Genomic DNA, 16,630 nt, shown 5'->3' on the forward strand with positions numbered 1-16,630 from the left:
TTGGTTCGAGTCTATGACTTCCCCGCGCAAGGCTTACAGTCACACGGAAGGTTGTCCACCGTCAAATGACTTTTGCCTTGTGCCTTAAGGAGTGTCCTACTCATGCCCCTATCCCCCGTGACTTCGCCCCCCCTGAATTCGGCTCAGCAGCACTTCGTGGAGCAGCTTCTCTCCAAGATGACGCTCGACGAAAAAATTGGGCAGATGACCCAACCCGAAAAAAACAGCGTGACGCCCGCCGACGTGACGCGGCTGGGCCTCGGTTCGGTGCTCAGCGGCGGCGGCGGCAACCCTGACCCCAACACGCCCGCCGAGTGGCGCGGGATGGTCACGGCGTTTCAGGAAGGGGCGCTGGCTTCCCGCCTCGGTATTCCGCTGCTGTACGGTGTGGACGCCGTGCACGGGCATAACAATGTCGTTGGGGCAACCATCTTCCCGCACAATATCGGCCTCGGTGCGGCGCGGGATGCCGATTTGGTGCGGCGAATCGGGCGGGCGACGGCACTGGAAGTGGTGGCAACAGGCGTGCGCTGGACGTTTGCCCCCGCCGTCAGCATTCCGCAAGATGTGCGCTGGGGCCGCAGCTATGAGGGCTACAGCCAAGATTCGGCGCTGGTGTCCGAATTGGCGGTGGCCCTGATTGACGGGCTTAAGGGTGATGGTTGGAACAGTCCAACTGCCGTGTTGCCCTCGGTAAAGCATTACGTGGCCGACGCCGCCGCGACGTGGGGCAGTTCCAAGCGGGTGAACCGTCAGGCGTTGGCGGAGGCGCAGAATGCTGCCCAGACCACCGATCAGACCCTCGCCATAGCCCACATGGATCAGAGTTTTGTGGAGTTGCTGAAACTGGGCGCGTGGCAAATCGATCAGGGCGATGCCGAGATAGATGAAGCCACGCTGCGGGCGGTGCATTTGGCTCCGTACCGGGCCGCTTTGGAGGCCGGGGCGCTGAATGTGATGGCCTCTTACAGCAGTTGGCAAGGCCTGAAGATGCACGCGCATCAGTATTTGTTGACCGACGTTCTGAAGGACGAATTGGGCTTCGAGGGCTTTGTGGTGAGCGACTGGGAAGGTATCGACCAGATTTACCCCGGCGACTATGACCGCTGCGTGGTGGCGTCCATCAATGCCGGAATCGACATGGTGATGGTTCCCTTCGACGCAGAGCGGTTTATTGGCAGTCTGCGCCGCGCCGTACAGGGCGGAGAGGTCTTCCCAGCACGAATTGATGATGCCGTACGCCGGATTCTGACCGCCAAAGTCGCGTTGAATCTTTTCGAGAACCCGCGCACTGATCCGGCCCTGTTGGAGCTGGTGGGCTGCTCTGCACACCGGACGCTGGCCCGCGAAGCCGCCGCGAAGTCTCTGGTGTTGCTGAAAAATGAAGGGGACGCGCTGCCCCTGCGCCGCAACACTTCACCCCTGTTGGTGGCGGGGCCGGATGCCGACGATGTGGGCGTGCAGTGCGGCGGCTGGACGGTGTCTTGGATGGGCGGGCGCGGGCCGACGACGCCCGGAACCAGCATCTTGCAAGGGCTGAGGCACACGCTGGGGGCCGAACAGGTGCAGTACAGCGCAGACGGGCAGTTGCCTGTAGACACTGAGTATGAGGTGGGCCTTGTCGTGCTGGCCGAAGAACCCTACGCCGAGGGTATGGGCGACCGCGCCAACCTGCATCTCAGCGCCGATCAAGTGGCCCTGCTGAGGCGAGTACGGGCGCGGTGTCAGCGCTTGGTGGTAGTGCTGCTGTCGGGCCGCCCCCTGCTGATTACAGATGAATTACCCCATTGGGACGCTTTTGTGGCCGCGTGGCTACCGGGGACAGAGGGGGAAGGCGTGGCCGATGTGCTGTGCGGCGACGTGCCATTTACAGGACGCCTGTCGTTCGATTGGCCGCAGAGTGCCGAAGACCTGCCCCGCCGCGAAGACGGGTCTGCCTTATTCCGCATGGGCGCTGGCTTGAATTCCTGAGCGGGAATGGGCATAAATATTCAGGCGGGTAGGAAACAGCAACGGTGAGGAAGGCCTGTGACCTTCCTTAGACCCTCAGACGCCCTTCTCCGATACGTGCCGCCCACCATCGCCGAATCCATCGCTTGACATTTCCCGCCCCAAGAACTAATTTAAGGTGTCCTCAATGTAACGTTTTCAGCGGCGCTCTTTCTTCCGATACGGAAGCCTTAGCGTTCGGCTCTGTCGGCAACCACGCCGATTCTTCTTGATTCTTGGGGACTTCGATAAACAGCACTCTGTTTCTTGGAGGCAAGGCAAATCAAGCTGGTGTGGCATGGATCTGTAGGCCTTGTGGCATGACTTTCTGATCGGGATGACATGGGAGAAGCCGTGAGCGAAGGAGGGATCACCGCTGTTTCAACCACCGCTGCTCCACGGGGCGCGGGCATCCGTGAGGTGGCGCGGCAAGCGGGGGTGTCTACCGCTACCGTGTCGCGGGTCTTCAACAACGCCGAGTCGGTAAACCCGGAAACGCGCCAACGGGTGATGGAGTTGGCGGCCACTCTCAACTATTCTCCTAGCCCTCTGGGACGCAATTTGGTACAGGGCCGCAGTTCCCTCATCGGGCTGCTGGTGCCAAACCTGTCTTTTCCGCTGTACGGCGTAATGATCCGGGCCGTAGAAGACGTGCTGAGCGCACACGGCATGAGCGCCCTGCTGGCGTCCAGCCACGACGACGCGGCCACCGAAACCCGTGCAGCACACAATTTGCTCAGGCACGCGGTTGACGGCGGCATCGTCATCAATTCTCAGGCGGGCCTGAGTTTGCCCACTGTGCGCGGCGTGAATTGGGTGCAGGTTGCGCCCGAATTGCCCAATCTGCCGCACCGCGTCGAACTGGACAACGAGGAAGGCGGCAGGCTGGCGGCCCGGGAACTGCTGCGCTGTGGGCGGCGGCAACTGGCCTACGTGGGCGCGGAAGGCCGGGAAAGTGCCGACCGGGAGAGCGGTTTTGCCGCAGAACTGGCAGGGGTGGGCCTCAGCTACCGCCGCTGTGTGGGCGACTACTCGGAAGCGTCTGGGTTGATGGCGGCGGGCGTGCTGTTGGAAGAGGGTCAGAGTGCCCCCCTAGACGGCATTTTTGCAGCGGGCGACCTGATGGCGGCGGGTGTGTTGCGGGCGCTGCATCTGCGCGATCTGCGCGTGCCCGCCGACGTGGCGGTGGTGGGCTTCGACGACGCCGTGATCGCCTCTCTGCTGTATCCGCGCCTGACCAGCATTCGTCAGCCCGCCGACCTGATGGGCCACGCCGCCGCCGAACTGGTGCTGAGCCTGCTGTCGGGCCGTCCCCGCCCACCCCAAATCTTTGCTCCCACACTGGTGCGCCGCGAATCCACTGGCCCGCCGGACTAACTGAATCTGTCCCCTTCTGACCGCTCACCCACCGCCCGCACTCTCATTTTTGGAGGAAGACCCATGAACAGCACCCACCGCACCAAGTTGGCCGCTACCTTCACCCTGACCCTGAGTGCGCTGCTGGTGGGCGCGGCCCTGGCCCAAAATCCCAAATCCACCTTCACGGTGGTGCGGGCGACGCAGTGGGGCGCAGCCAACCTCAACCCGTTTACGCCCGGCGATCAGCACCTGTTGCCCACCAACTCGGCCATCTACGAAACCCTGTTCTACGTCAACTCGCTGAACGGCAAGGTGACGCCTGTGCTGGGCACCAAATATGCGTGGAGCAAAGACAGCAAGACCCTGACCGTGACCACCCGTAGCGGCGTCAAATGGACGGACGGGCAAGCCTTCAGCGCCAACGACGCCGCGTTTACCTTCAATTACCTCAAGCAGTATCCGGCGCTCGATACGTCCGGCATCTGGAAAAGCGGCCTGACAGCAGTGAAGGCCAGCAATGCCACCACGCTCGTCTTCAGTTTCAGCGCCCCCAACACGCCCGTGTTCCAGTACCTCGCCAATACGCCGATGGTGCCGCAACACCTCTGGAAAGACGTGAAAGACCCGGCCACCTTTACCAATACCAAGCCCGTCGCAACGGGGCCGTTCGTCTTCGAGAGCGCCAGCCAGCAGGCCATCCGGGTGCTGAAAAACACCAACTACTGGATGCCCAATCAGCCGTATGTGGACGCGGTGGTGTGGGTGTCCACCAGCAGCAACGACGCGGGCCTCCTGAAGCTGCTCAGCGGCGACGTGGACTACGGCTACATCGGCATTTCCGACCCCAAAAACTACGCTTCCAAGGGGCCCAACAACACCTATTGGTGGCCCACCAACAACATCAATTTCTTGTATTTCAACACGGTCAAGGCCCCGTTTAACGATGCAGGCTTCCGCAAGGCCGTCGCGCAGGCCATCAATACCAAGGATGTGGCCCTCAAAGCTTACGCGGGCGCGGTGCCTGCGGCCAGCCCCAGCTCTATTTTCCCCACCCAGCAGGCCGAATGGCTGCCCGCCAGCGCCAAAACGAGTATGCCCGCCTTCAATGCCGCCGCTGCCGACGCCGCGCTGACTGCCGCCGGATACAAAAAGAACGCTCAGGGCGTGCGCCTCGGCAAAGACGGCAAGGCGCTGCCCACCTACAAAATCCTCGTCGGCGCGGGCTGGACAGACTTCATTACGATGGCGCAGGTCGTGGGCGACAACCTGAAAAAAGTGGGCATCAATACCAGCATCGATCAGCAGGCGTGGGGCAGCTATTCGGGCGGCCTGCAAAGCGGCAGTTACGACATGGGCATCAGCTGGGGCTGGGGCAACGGCTCGAGCCCGTACTACACCTTCAACGCGGCGTTCAACCCAGAATTTAGCGCCGCAGTGGGCAAAACTGCTCCCAGCAACTTGTCACGCTACACCAATCCGGCCATCACCAAAGCCCTTAAAGACTTCAGCATGACCAGCGATAAGGCCGCCCAGAAAAAGGCCATGACCACCATCGTCAGCACGGTGCTGAAGGATATGCCGTGGGTCCCATTGACGGACCGCACGCAGTTTTCCCTGTACAACACCAGCCGCTTCACGGGCTTTCCCAGCGCCGCCAACCCCTACAACGACGCCTCGCCCGACGACCAACCCGGCGCACGCCTGATGTACCTGAATGTGAAACCGAAGTAGGAGGGTTGACGGCGTAGGTCAATCGCGGATGCTCACTCACCCCCTGTCCTGCGGAGCTTGGCAAGTCAAGGGGGAGGAGTGAACAACCCAGAGCTGCAACTTTACTTTTGCCTTTCCAGCCCCTCTTGAGGGGGCCGTTGCAAAGCAAGTGGGGGTGAGTGAGCAAAGCGATTGCTCTTCACCCCTTCCCCCTCTTCCAGTTTCACAAAGGCGGTGAACGTGCCGTATCTGCTTAGAAAACTGGTCATTCTGGTGTTTACGCTGTGGATGGCCGCCACCCTGAATTTTGTGTTGCCGCGCCTTGTGCCCGGCGATCCGGTCAGCGTGATGCTCGCCAAATATCAGGGCCGCCTTGATCCGAGCGCTGTAGACGCCCTGAAAATCGCGTATGGCCTGAACGACCTCGGCAGCCCGGTGGCGCAGTATTTCACCTATTTGGGCCAAATCCTGCGCGGCGATTTCGGGCGCTCTATCAGCCTGTTTCCCACGCCTGTATCCGACGTGATCGGGCAGGCACTGCCCTATACGCTGGGCTTGGTGGGCATTACCACCGTTTTGTCGTTCCTTATCGGCAGTGCGCTGGGTGTGTATAGCGGCTGGCGGCGCGGGCATCCAGTGGCCGACGCGCTAACCCCCATTGCCCTCTTTCTGAATTCCATGCCGTACTTTTGGTTCGCGCTGCTGATGCTCTACATGTTTGCCTTCAAGTTGCGCTGGTTTCCGCTGGGCGGCGCACTCGACCCGTTTCCGGGGCCAGCCTTCAGCTCGGGCTGGTGGTCGTCGCTGCTGCGCCATTCCATGCTTCCGGTGTTTACCATCCTCATTACCTCAGTAGGCGGGTGGCTGCTGACCATGAGAAACAACGTGGTCAGCGTGACCAGCGAGGATTACCTGGCGTTTGCCCGCGCCAAAGGCCTGCCAGAGCGCCGAATCTTGTCGCGCTACGTGCTGAGAAATGCCCTGCTGCCCAGCTTCACTTCGTTTGGCATGGCGCTGGGTTTTGTGGTGGGCGGCAGCATCCTGACCGAAATCGTATTCAGTTATCCGGGGCTGGGCTTTTACCTGTATCAGGCGGTGGTGGGGCTGGATTATCCGCTGATGCAGGCGCTGTTTTTCATCATCGCGCTGACCGTGCTGGCGGCCAATTTTGCCGTAGACCTCCTGAATGTCATCCTGGATCCGCGCATCCGTGAGGGCCGGGCATGAACGGGCTGCGAATCTTGCTGCGGCAGCCGCGCAGTCTGGTGGGCGCGGGTATCCTCTTGGTCTTGCTGCTGATGGGCCTCCTCGCCCCGGTTCTCACGCCGTACAATCCCACCTCGCTGGAATTCAGCGCCTACATGCCTTTTTCGGCCCAGCACCCGTTGGGCACCACTGCCATCGGGCAAGATATTTTTTCTCAGTTGCTGTACGGCGCACGCCTGACCCTCTTGGTGGGCGCGGTGGCCGGACTGATCGCCACCCTTCTCAGCGTCGCGCTGGGCCTCACCGCCGCGTATGTGGGGGGCTGGGTCGATGAAGCCATCAACGCCCTGATCAACGTGTTTTTGGTGTTGCCGGGGCTGCCACTCGTGATTATCGCGGCGGCCTTCCTGCGCGGCGGCGGCGTGTGGCCGGTCATTTTGGTCATCAGCCTGACTGGGTGGGCGTGGGGCGCACGGGTGCTGCGGGCACAGGCGATGGCCCTGCGCGAGCGCGACTTCGTGCAGGCGGCGGTGGCGTCGGGCGAGGGGCCGGGCCGCATTATTTTCATGGAAATCCTGCCCAACATGACCAGCCTCATTGCCGCCAATTTTTTCGGCGCGGCTCTGTATGCGGTGCTCAGCGAAGCGGGCCTGTCGTTTATCGGCGTGGGCGACGTGTCGCTGGTCACTTGGGGCACCATGCTGTACTGGGCGCAGGCCAAAGGCGCACTCCTTCAGGGTGCGTGGTGGTGGGTGGCCATGCCGGGGCTGGGGATTGCGCTGTTGGGCACGTCGTTCGCCCTCCTCAACTTCGCCATAGATCAACTCGGGAACCCGCGCCTCGGCTGGGGCAGCGTCAAGTCTTTCCGCCGCACACTGCCTCCTGCACCCGCGCCCAACCCGAACGCGCTGCTGGCTGTGCGTGATCTGGACGTGGGTTACGTGACGCCGCAAGGCACGGTGCGGGCCGTGCGGAAGGTCAGTTTGGACGTGGCCCCCGGTGAATTTGTGGGGCTGGCGGGCGAATCGGGCTGCGGCAAAAGCACGCTGGCCTTTGCCGCCACGCGCCTGCTGAACCCCCCCGGCGAGGTACTGGGCGGCTCGGTCACGCTGGCCGGACAAGACCTGTTGGCGCTGGCCCCCGAAGCCCTGCGGCAAGTGCGCTGGAAGGAATTCAGCGTGGTGTTTCAGGCGTCTATGAATGTGCTGAACCCGGTGCTAAAAATTCGGGAACAGGTGTACGACGCGATGCAGGCGCACGGCATCACCGATCCCGCCAAGTTGGATGCCCGCGCCCGCGAATTGTTCTCGATGGTGGGCATCCAAACAAGGTACTTGGACAGCTACCCGCACCAACTGTCGGGCGGCATGAAGCAGCGCGTGGTCATTGCGATTGCGCTGGCGCTGGAACCCAAATTGATCGTGATGGACGAGCCGACCACGGCGCTGGACGTGGTGGTGCAGCGTCAAATCCTGCAAGAAATCGCGGAGGTGCGCCGCCGCCTCAAGATCAGCATCGTGTTCATTACGCACGACCTCTCCTTGCTAGTGGAAATGAGTGACCGCGTGGCGATCATGTATGCCGGAGAACTGGTGGAACAGGCCCCGGCACACGAACTGTACGCCCATCCCGCTCACCCCTACACCCAGCAACTGATGAAGGCGTTTCCGCCGATGACTGGCCCCCGCGAGCGGCGCAGCGGCATTCCGGGCCGCCCACCCTCGCTCAGCGAAACGCTGCCGGGATGTCCGTTTTTTGAACGCTGCGCCGTGAGAATGCCCGGCATCTGTGACGTGAAACCGCTGGAAACCTTCCGCATTGCTGAGGCGCATACGGTGGCCTGCTTCCTTTACGATCCGGCAGTTTCGCCCGCCACCAAAGAACTCGCGCTCAGTCACGCGCCGAATTCGGTTATTGCACAGCCACTCGTTTCGCAGGAGGTGCGCCTTGAGCCAGTCCCAAACCCCGCTCTCCACTAACTTTCCAGCGTCCGCGCCAGCAAGCGGACCAAACACGCTGGACATCGTCAATCTCCGCAAAGTCTTTGGGGGGCGCGGCAAATCGGGCGGCGTGGTGGCCGTCAACGACGTGAGTTTCAGTATCCGGCGCGGCGAAGTGCTGGGCTTGGTGGGCGAATCGGGCAGCGGCAAAAGCACCATCGCCCGCCTGATTGCCCGACTTCATCAGCCCACATCCGGCGAAATCCGACTGAATGGGGAAGTGGTGCCGCACAAGTTGGGCGGGCAAGGGCTCAGGCAGCTTCGGCGGCGCGTCCAGATGATTTTTCAAGACCCGTATGCCAGCCTGAATCCGCTGCATCCGGTGCGCTATACGTTGGCGCGGCCCCTGAAGATTCACCGGCTGGCACGCGGCAATACCGACCCACAGGTCACGGCCCTGCTGGAAAGGGTGGGCCTGACTCCGGCCCTGACCTACGCCGCCAAACGCCCCTTCGAACTGTCGGGCGGGCAGCGGCAACGGGTGGGCATCGCCCGCGCCCTCGCCGCGCAGCCTGAATTAATTTTGGCCGACGAACCGACCAGCGCCCTTGACGTCTCTATTCGGCTGGACGTCATGAACCTGATGCTGGATTTGAAAGATCAGGAAGGCCTGAGCATGCTGTTTATTACGCACGATTTGGCCGGAGCACGCTACATGAGTGACCGCGTGGCTGTGCTGTACGCCGGAACGCTGGTGGAAATCGGCCCCGCCGTGCAGGTCATCGACCAGCCACAGCACCCGTACACCCAACTGCTGAAAAGTGCCGCCCCCAAACCCGACGCGGGCCTCACCCCCGATCACATCGAAGCGCGGGGCGAAGTGCCCGACCTGAGTACCTTGCCACCCGGTTGCCCCTTTGAGCCGCGTTGTCCGTATGCCATGCCGGAATGCAAAAACGGCCTGCCCAAGCTGTACGACGTGGGCGAGGAGCATCAGGCGCGGTGCTTGCTGCACGACCCGGCCATCAAAGCGCAGCGGGCGGGCGCGGTGGCGGGGTATGCGTTGTAGAAGAACAACCTCCCGGCTGCTAGCGCAACGGCCCCCCTTAAGAGGGGCTGGAAAAGATCAAAGAAAAACTGCTCCCCTTGCTTAGTCCCTTCGACCCTAGACCCTTAGACCACGCCCCCTCAGACCGCCCCTTCCCCCAACCCCAAAGGAACCACCTATGGCCAGCGTCAAAATTGCCTACATCGGCGGCGGCAGCACCCGCGCTCCCGGCACCGTCGCTTCGTTTATTCGGCAGGCCCAGAATTTTGCGGGCTGTGAAATTGCTCTGCATGACCTGAATCCAGAACGCCTCGAACTCGTGCGCCGCCTGTCGGTGAAGATGGCCGAGGCGGAAGGCGCTGAGATAAAAATTACGGCCACCACCGACCGCAAGTCCGCCCTAAGCGACTGCGCAGGAGTGCTGTCCAGCTACCGTCCGGGCGGCTTCGAGGCCCGTTACCAAGACGAACGCATTCCCCTGAAACACGGCGCGATCGGGCAAGAGACGCAGGGCGCGGGCGGGTTTTTTATGGCGCTGCGGGCCATCGCGGTGGCGCGTGAGTTGGTGCAGGACATGGAACAGGTCTGCCCTGACGCCACGCTGTTCAACTACACCAACCCGGTCAATATCGTGGCTCAGGCGGTGGCCGACCATTCGCCCATTCGGGTGGTGTCGTTGTGCGAAGGCCCGATTGTCTTTCCCGGCGAAATTGCCGAACTGGTGGGCCTTGACCCGGCCAAAGTGCGGGCGGTGATGCTGGGCCTGAACCATGCCTGCTGGAGCGCCCAAACCCCAGACGGCGGGGCGCAGTATGACGGCCAGCCGATGCTGCCGCTGCTGGCCCACAAGCTGGAAGAAGGCATTGCCGACGACTGGACGCGGCGCTGGGTGCAGTTGGCCGTGACCATGAACAGCCTGCCCGCCTCCTATATGAAGTACTACTACTTTGAAGACGAGATGCGCCGGGAGTTGCAGGCCAAGCCCACCACCCGCGCACAGGATATTTTGGCCGATGTGCCGAGCTACTGGCAGCATTACTTTGAACAAGCTTCGGCCCCACGCCCCACGCTGGAACCGTCGCTGTCTCGCGGCGGGATTTTTGAACTGGAAGTGGCCGTAGACGTGATGGACGCCGTGTTCAACGACAAAAATGAGGTGTGGCCCACCAACGTGGTCAACGGCGGGGCCATTCAGGATTTCCCTGATGAGCGCGTGGTGGAAGTGCCGTGCATGGTGAACCTTCAGGGCGTGCGGCCCATTGCGGGCTACCGCGTGCCGCCGCCGGTGCGTGGGTTACTCGGGGCGCTGGGCGAATATCAACAACTGGCCGCCGACGCCGCATGGGACGGCACTAAGCAGCAGGCCATTCAAGCCCTGACCAGCAATCCGTTGGTTCGCACATTGCCGCTGGCGCAGGACTTGTACGACGAATTGGCCCAGGCCCACCGTGCCCACCTGCCGGAGCGGTTGTGGTAGTGGAGTCGGTGGGAAACCTGCCAGCGGGCGTGACGCTGAAGATCGAGGCCGACGCGCAGGCCCTCGCCCACGCTGCCGCCGACCTGATTTGTGCGGCGGTGCAGCAAAAGCCTGATCTCAGCATCTTGGTGGCGACGGGCAATACGCCCATGCCCACTTATGCGGAGTTGGCGCGGCGGGCGGCGGCAGGTCAGGCCGATTTTAGCCGCGTCACCGCCGTTCAACTCGACGAGTATTTGGGCCTCACAGACGATGACCCGCGCAGCTTGTGGGGCTGGATGCAGCGTTCTTTCGTCGCGCCGTTGGGCATCACGCGCACTATTCGGCTGCATGTGCCGGAGGAGTTTGACCGGGATGTGGCAGCACTGGGCGGCCTTGATCTGGCCCTCTTGGGTCTTGGCCCCAACGGGCATCTAGGCTTCAACGAACCGCCCAGCCCACCCGAGTCCCCCACCCGCACTGTCACGCTGACGCCGGAAAGTTTGGAAAGCAACCGCGTGTACTGGAACGGTCTTGCCGTACCCACCGGGGCCATGACGGCGGGCATGAATCTGATTCTCTCGGCCCGCCAAACGGTGCTGCTGGTGTCGGGCGCACACAAACGCGGAATACTGCGCTGCACGCTGGAAGGCGATCAGACGCCCAATCTGCCCGCTTCACTGCTGCGCCGCACGGCCCTGACCGTCATCGCAGATGAGGCGGCGTGGCTGTGAGGGCTGTGGCATGAATCCACCTGACCTGGTGCTGGGCATTGACGCAGGCAACACCAAAACCATCGCCCTGATTGCCGATACGTCGGGCCGGGTGCGGGGCTGGGGGCGGGCGGGCAGCAGCAACATCTACGTGTCGCATTCCGGTTCGCTGGCTGCCCTAGAAGCCGCTGTGATGCAGGCCAGCCAGAGTGCCGGGGTGAAGAGTCTGGGAGTGGGCAGCCGAGAGCGTCGGCCCTTTCTGGCGGTCACTCTCAGCGCCGCCGGAGCTGACTGGCCGGAAGACTTTGAGGTGCTACACGATGAACTGCGCCGCTGGGACTGGGCGGAGCGAGGCGAAGTGGTGAACGACGCGGTGGGGGCGTTGCGGGCCGGATCAATGGACGGCGTGGGTGTGGCGGTGGTGTGCGGCACCAGTGCGGGCACCGCCGCCCGCGCCGCTGACGGTCACACTTGGCACAGCAGTTATTGGCAAGAGCCGGAAGGAGCCGAGCAGTTGGCCCAACTTGCCCTGCGTGCCGTGTACCGCGCCGATTTGGGCATCGATCCGCCCACCAGCCTGACCGGGCGGGTGTTGGCGCATTTCGGCTGCGCCACCGTAGACGCTTTGCTGCATTCTTTTACAGCCAGAGCGCAGCCGCCGTGTGCCCACTTGGGCCGCTTGGCCCGCGTGCTGCTGGATGAGGCCCAAGCGGGCGACCCGGCCAGCCTGCGCCTCGTGCAGCAGCACGGCGCGTCGCTGGGCGACTATGCTTTGGCTGCCGCCCGCAAAGTCGGTCTGACCGGGCGTTACCTGCTAACCACATCCGGCGGAGTCATGCGCCACGCCTCGCCCACCTTGCGGGAGGCCTTATTGGCGCAGGTGCGCGAACAGCACCCAGAAGTCGCGTGGCAACCCAGCCACCATGAACCGGTGTTCGGGGCGCTCCTGCTGGCGCTGGAATTGGCGGGCGTGCCCGTCACCCCGGCCTTGTTTCAGCAACTAGAAGACACTTGCCCCGCCGAATCCTTATTTATGACTTGAGGAAAATTCTGATGTTCCCAACCCCTTTCTCTCCTGCCCCTTCAAAGGACGACCCATGCCCAGCCCGACCGCCGCCTTGACCCTCAGCGCCCTGTATATCTATCCCATCAAATCGGCGGGGCGAATTTCGCTGGACAGCAGCCAGATTGGGCCACGCGGCCTGCAGCATGACCGTCGCTGGATGGTCATCGACGAGGCTGCGCGGCCCCTGACCCAGCGCGAATGTCCAGCCATGCGCCTGATCGAAGTGGTGCTGACCGAGGACGGCTTGAGCGTGTCGGCCCCGAACATGCCGCCGCTCGCCGTGCCCTGGCAGCCGTTGGGTCTCCGGAGGCAGGCCGATATGTGGGGCCAACCACTTGCCTGTGTGTCGGTTTCGGGGGAGGCTTCGGCTTGGTTCACGGCCTATCTGGGCCAGCCCTGCGACCTGATCTATATGCCCGACGGGGAGGAACGCTGGCAACCCGCCGACCGCCCTTACCGCTCGCAACTGGGTTTCGCCGACGGCAACCCTTTTCATCTGATATCGGAGGCCTCGGTGGCCGACCTGAATCTAAACTTGAGCCGTCCGGTCGACCCCCAAAATTTTCGGCCCAATCTGGTCATCGGCGGCGGCAGCGCCTATCAAGAAGACTTCTGGCGCTTGATCCATGTTGGCAATCTGACCTTTGAAGTGGTGGAAAGCTGCGCCCGCTGCAGCGTGCTGAATGTGACGGCGCAGGGCACGAGGTCTGCCGAGCCGCTGCGGTCTATGGCCCGGCTGCGGAGAGACGGGCAGGCTATTCTTTTCGGTCAACATTTGGTGCAGCACGCGCCCTACAGCGAGCGTACCGGGCACTTGCACGTCGGAGACGCCCTCGAAGTGTTGCAGGCGGGCGAGACGCGCAACCCGGTATACGTTTGAAGCAGCAATGCGGCAGGGGCCACCAAGAAAGTGACACCGTCAACACATAGAACAAAATATAGAAACGTCTTGCTTCAGTACAGCGTTTCGTAAGTTTTTAAGCTTGAGTCCGCTTCGTGTCCCCCTCACCCGTTGCTCCGCAACGCCCTCTCTCACCAGTGGAGAGGGGTTAAGAACTTCTAGAACGCTGCACTCAGTCCGAACCTGGAGCGCAGGCCGCTGCATTCTGCGCCGTGTGTTAGGAGATCAAGCGGTGCAGCCATTCGGTCAGCAGGCGTTGCTCTGCGTCGCTGAATGGGGCTTTGAGATTGGGCAAGAGGGCCACCAGTGAAACCGCGTGGGCGGCAGCTTGCGGTGTGGCGGAGTCTGAATCTGGCCCCAAAGCTGGCCCGGTGACTGCGGCAGGGTCAGGGGTCAGGATGGCGGTCAACACGGCGCTGAGCATCAGGTCGGGCAAAGCCGGGTCTTTGACGGGGGCACTGAGCAGGCTGAGCGTCACCCCCAGCGCCGCACCGTGAACCATCGCTGCCGCCCGGTCTACACTCACGGCCAGCCGTCCAGCCTCCGCGACCCGCTGGAGGAGTTGGTGCAACATGGCCGTCCCCTCTTGGGCTGCGGGCCAAGATGAACCGGACGGCCCCGCACCCGCTTGGGCCGCACCGTACATCAGCCTGTACAGGTGAGGGTGCGTCAAGCCGAACTCGACGTGTAGATTCCAGCCTTCGCGCAGTTGCTCGACTGGATCGCTGAGCGTGGCCCGCGCCCCTTTTTCCCGGAGATAGGCCGTAAAACCAGTGCTGGCGACTTCGTTCAGAAGGCCCTGCATATCCCCGAAATGACGGTAGATGGTAGGTGGCTGCACTTCGGCGGCGGCACTGACGGCACGGGTAGACACGGCCTCTACGCCCCCCGTTTCCAGCAGGGTCAGGGCGGCCTGCACCATCCGGGTTCGGGGCGACGGCAAGGCGGGCGACTTCATATATCAATGATAACACTGCGGCGTTATCAGTTTGACATATCAGTGATCCTTGTTTTATGTTATCGATGTAAACACTCTGCCGAGATCACTTTGTCTTCCACGTTCCCGAACGACACCCCAAGTCGCCCAAGACCGCCCGCCGAATGACGGCGCGTGCGGCCCATCCCACAAGGAGTACCCATGATTTTAGTGACTGGAGCCACCGGAAAGTTAGGCAGGATCGTTGTTCAGCACCTCCTGAAGGACGCCGCCCCCGATCAGATCGCTGTGTTGGTGCGCGACGAGAGCAAGGCGGCTGATCTGAAGGCCGCAGGCGTCAGCGTGCGCGTGGGCCACTACGACGATCTGTCCCTCCTGGGTCAGGCCATGCAGGGCATAGACCGGGTGTTGCTGATTGCAGGAACAGACGAAGAACGCCGCGTTCAGCAGCACCAGAACGTGATAGACGCGGCCAAACAAGCGGGTGTTCAGGGAATCGCCTACACCAGCCGAACCCTCAAAGACCGCAGCACCCTCGCCAATAAGCTGATGGAAGGCCATTTTCAGACCGAGGACGCTGTTCGGGCGAGCGGGCTGAACTATGCCGTCTTCCGCAACGTGCTGTACATGGACGCCCTGCCGCAGTTCGTCGGAGAACAGGTGTTCGAGACGGGCATTCGTCTGCCCGCAGGTCAGGGCCGGGTGGCTTTCGCCCTGCGGAGCGACATGGGCGAGGCCATCGCCAACTCTTTACTGAACGACCAATGGAACCAAACGACCTATCACCTGACCGGAACAGAGCCGTATTCCTTTGAAGATGTGGCGGCAGAATTGACCCGCTTGTCGGGCAAGGCGGTCGCTTACTACCCTGTCGAAGCCGCCGCTTTCGAGGCGCAAATGATCGGGCGCGGCGTACCCCCGGTGGTGGCCCAGCGCGTCGCCGGCTTTATGACCGACATCAAAAACGGACAGGAAGACGAAATCAGTCCCGACTTGGAACGGCTGCTGGGGCGTCGGCCTGCGCTGCTCGGAGAGGGCTTGAGAACGCTGTTTGCCCTGTAATAAGGGGTTAAAGAGAGTGCCGTATATCTGGGGTGGCCCTCTGACATGCAACCCCAGAACACTCCCGCCCCTCTGCGAACACGCCCTTAGCGCAACTCTCGGGCGTCGTAAACGGTACTCTCCGGGCGCTTGGCTTGCCCATCGGCGTCAGACTTGCGGCCAAGGCGAAACGTCCCAAGCTCCGATTTGACCGTGAGCGGCAACGTCGCGTCCACGACTTCCGGTACATCTCGCACCCGCAGTTTCGGGGTACTCAGTCCCCCCCAAGGATGGCCCAGAATCGCGCCTTTGGGCAGCTCTACCGCCTGCACAAACGCTAGGTCTAAGGCCAAATTCAGGACGGCGGCCAGTTGGCGCAGCGATCCGACCCGGTGATCCCAATAAAACGGATCGGCCAGTTGGGCCAACGCCGCAGGCAAAATGCCCATCCGCCGGGCGACTTCGCGGTAACTCATGCCGCTGGCGGCGAGGGTGCGCTCCACTTGCACACTCACAGGGTTTACGGGCGCGGGCGTCACCACCAGTTCCTCTACCTCACGCCCGCTGTAAGCACTCTGAACTTCGTCGGGAAAATCTGTCAGTCGGTGCGCCCGAGGTTTGGGCCGCGTCTGCTCTGCATCCAGCAGATGAAGCGCCAACCCCTGACTCAGCGCCTCCTCCAACTGCTCCCGCGTGTCGGTGTTGGCCAGAATCGTCAGTTCTGGAATGAATCCGGCGTAGCCTTCAGGAGTTCGGGTGATCAGGCCCAGATAGCTCAAGGTCACCGGGCTTCCTGCTTAGAAGTGGTTTTGCACAGGTCAGGCCGCAGATCGACGTGTGTGAGTCCCAAACAGCGCAGAACGGCGTCTTCCTGCGCTGGATCGCATTCGTGGGCCATGTTGCCACTCAACGTGATGGCCCCCTCCACAGGATGATGCCAGTGCCGATGCTCCGTGCCGATGCGGGGCCGGTACAGCCAGCCGCGTTGAGCCAGCAAAGCCTCAAGCTGCCTGACTTTCACCGGTTCCCCGGCGTGAGGGAGGCGCGGACAAAGCAGCCGGGCCGATGTGCCCTCTGAATCTTGGTCTCACCTGCAATGATCACTCTTTACTATAGTCCTCAGTTCCGGGCCTTCAGCGCATCTTCAGGCACCCAGTTGGCCGGGCGGCAGGTGAGTTATTGATCCTTGCTGAGGTTGGCAACATCTTGGGAACATGGAGCTGGAAGGTGAACCCCCCCGTTGCTGACGCAACGCCCCCCCTTA

General features: G+C 62.4%; 14 protein-coding genes. 11 read left to right on the top strand and 3 right to left on the bottom strand.

The window, feature by feature from the left end:
* Window positions 1–102 precede the first annotated feature (102 nt).
* The 10 genes from E7T06_RS05675 (at window position 103) to E7T06_RS05720 (ending at window position 13,367) form a co-directional block, all read left to right on the top strand.
* Window positions 103–1,971: a glycoside hydrolase family 3 N-terminal domain-containing protein gene (locus E7T06_RS05675; protein WP_136364859.1), complete on the top strand. Its 1,869-nt coding sequence runs from the start codon at window positions 103–105 to the stop codon at window positions 1,969–1,971.
* Between the two features lie 372 nt (window positions 1,972–2,343).
* Window positions 2,344–3,366 (top strand): LacI family DNA-binding transcriptional regulator, encoded by a 1,023-nt coding sequence (locus E7T06_RS05680; RefSeq protein ID WP_168733390.1) that lies wholly within the window; start codon window positions 2,344–2,346, stop codon window positions 3,364–3,366.
* A gap of 63 nt (window positions 3,367–3,429) precedes the next feature.
* Window positions 3,430–5,079, top strand: a complete 1,650-nt coding sequence (locus E7T06_RS05685) for an ABC transporter substrate-binding protein (RefSeq protein WP_136364861.1) — start codon at window positions 3,430–3,432, stop codon at window positions 5,077–5,079.
* 219 nt (window positions 5,080–5,298) lie between these two features.
* Complete coding sequence (locus E7T06_RS05690; protein WP_136364862.1) at window positions 5,299–6,285, top strand: ABC transporter permease; 987 nt, start codon at window positions 5,299–5,301, stop codon at window positions 6,283–6,285.
* Window positions 6,282–8,243, top strand: a complete 1,962-nt coding sequence (locus E7T06_RS05695) for a dipeptide/oligopeptide/nickel ABC transporter permease/ATP-binding protein (protein WP_136364863.1) — start codon at window positions 6,282–6,284, stop codon at window positions 8,241–8,243. The genes E7T06_RS05690 and E7T06_RS05695 overlap by 4 nt, the downstream gene beginning before the upstream one ends.
* Window positions 8,212–9,273, top strand: coding sequence for an ABC transporter ATP-binding protein (locus E7T06_RS05700; protein WP_240740868.1), 1,062 nt, complete (start codon window positions 8,212–8,214; stop codon window positions 9,271–9,273). Before E7T06_RS05695 ends, E7T06_RS05700 begins: the two co-directional genes overlap by 32 nt.
* Before the next feature lie 157 nt (window positions 9,274–9,430).
* On the top strand, window positions 9,431–10,729 hold the full coding sequence (locus E7T06_RS05705) for a glycoside hydrolase (protein WP_136364864.1): 1,299 nt from the start codon (window positions 9,431–9,433) through the stop codon (window positions 10,727–10,729).
* A gap of 8 nt (window positions 10,730–10,737) precedes the next feature.
* Complete coding sequence (locus E7T06_RS05710) at window positions 10,738–11,442, top strand: 6-phosphogluconolactonase (RefSeq protein WP_240740869.1); 705 nt, start codon at window positions 10,738–10,740, stop codon at window positions 11,440–11,442.
* Between the two features lie 10 nt (window positions 11,443–11,452).
* Window positions 11,453–12,463: a BadF/BadG/BcrA/BcrD ATPase family protein gene (locus E7T06_RS05715; RefSeq protein WP_240740870.1), complete on the top strand. Its 1,011-nt coding sequence runs from the start codon at window positions 11,453–11,455 to the stop codon at window positions 12,461–12,463.
* A 55-nt stretch (window positions 12,464–12,518) separates the two neighbouring features.
* Window positions 12,519–13,367: an MOSC N-terminal beta barrel domain-containing protein gene (locus E7T06_RS05720; protein ID WP_136364867.1), complete on the top strand. Its 849-nt coding sequence runs from the start codon at window positions 12,519–12,521 to the stop codon at window positions 13,365–13,367.
* A gap of 238 nt (window positions 13,368–13,605) precedes the next feature.
* Here E7T06_RS05720 and E7T06_RS05725 read toward each other — a convergent pair whose 3' ends face one another.
* Complete coding sequence (locus tag E7T06_RS05725; protein WP_136364868.1) at window positions 13,606–14,346, bottom strand: TetR/AcrR family transcriptional regulator; 741 nt, start codon at window positions 14,344–14,346, stop codon at window positions 13,606–13,608.
* A gap of 180 nt (window positions 14,347–14,526) precedes the next feature.
* On the opposite strand from E7T06_RS05725, the gene E7T06_RS05730 reads away from it, so the two are divergent.
* Window positions 14,527–15,387 carry an SDR family oxidoreductase gene (locus tag E7T06_RS05730; protein WP_136364869.1) on the top strand — a complete coding sequence of 287 codons (861 nt, stop codon included), beginning with the start codon at window positions 14,527–14,529 and terminating at the stop codon, window positions 15,385–15,387.
* Window positions 15,388–15,473: 86 nt separating this feature from the next.
* Here E7T06_RS05730 and E7T06_RS05735 read toward each other — a convergent pair whose 3' ends face one another.
* Both E7T06_RS05735 and E7T06_RS05740 read right to left on the bottom strand, forming a co-directional pair.
* A complete protein-coding gene (locus E7T06_RS05735; RefSeq protein ID WP_136364870.1) occupies window positions 15,474–16,151 on the bottom strand; it encodes a hypothetical protein in 678 nt (225 codons plus the stop codon).
* Entirely contained in the window at window positions 16,148–16,363 is a 216-nt protein-coding gene (locus E7T06_RS05740) for a hypothetical protein (protein WP_136364871.1), read from the bottom strand. The genes E7T06_RS05735 and E7T06_RS05740 overlap by 4 nt, the downstream gene beginning before the upstream one ends.
* Window positions 16,364–16,630: the final 267 nt, after the last annotated feature.

It is taken from the genome of Deinococcus sp. Arct2-2, assembly GCF_004801315.1.
Taxonomy (GTDB): Bacteria; Deinococcota; Deinococci; order Deinococcales; family Deinococcaceae; genus Deinococcus.

Bases quoted from the DNA above. Each gene is read 5' to 3' on its own strand.
- E7T06_RS05695 (WP_136364863.1), top strand. From the start codon at position 6,282: ATGAACGGGCTGCGAATCTTGCTGCGGCAGCCGCGCAGTCTGGTGGGC.
- E7T06_RS05705 (WP_136364864.1), top strand. From the start codon at position 9,431: ATGGCCAGCGTCAAAATTGCCTACATCGGCGGCGGCAGCACCCGCGCT.
- E7T06_RS05715 (WP_240740870.1), top strand. From the start codon at position 11,453: ATGAATCCACCTGACCTGGTGCTGGGCATTGACGCAGGCAACACCAAA.
- E7T06_RS05720 (WP_136364867.1), top strand. From the start codon at position 12,519: ATGCCCAGCCCGACCGCCGCCTTGACCCTCAGCGCCCTGTATATCTAT.
- E7T06_RS05685 (WP_136364861.1), top strand. From the start codon at position 3,430: ATGAACAGCACCCACCGCACCAAGTTGGCCGCTACCTTCACCCTGACC.
- E7T06_RS05725 (WP_136364868.1), bottom strand. From the start codon at position 14,346: ATGAAGTCGCCCGCCTTGCCGTCGCCCCGAACCCGGATGGTGCAGGCC.
- E7T06_RS05730 (WP_136364869.1), top strand. From the start codon at position 14,527: ATGATTTTAGTGACTGGAGCCACCGGAAAGTTAGGCAGGATCGTTGTT.
- E7T06_RS05675 (WP_136364859.1), top strand. From the start codon at position 103: ATGCCCCTATCCCCCGTGACTTCGCCCCCCCTGAATTCGGCTCAGCAG.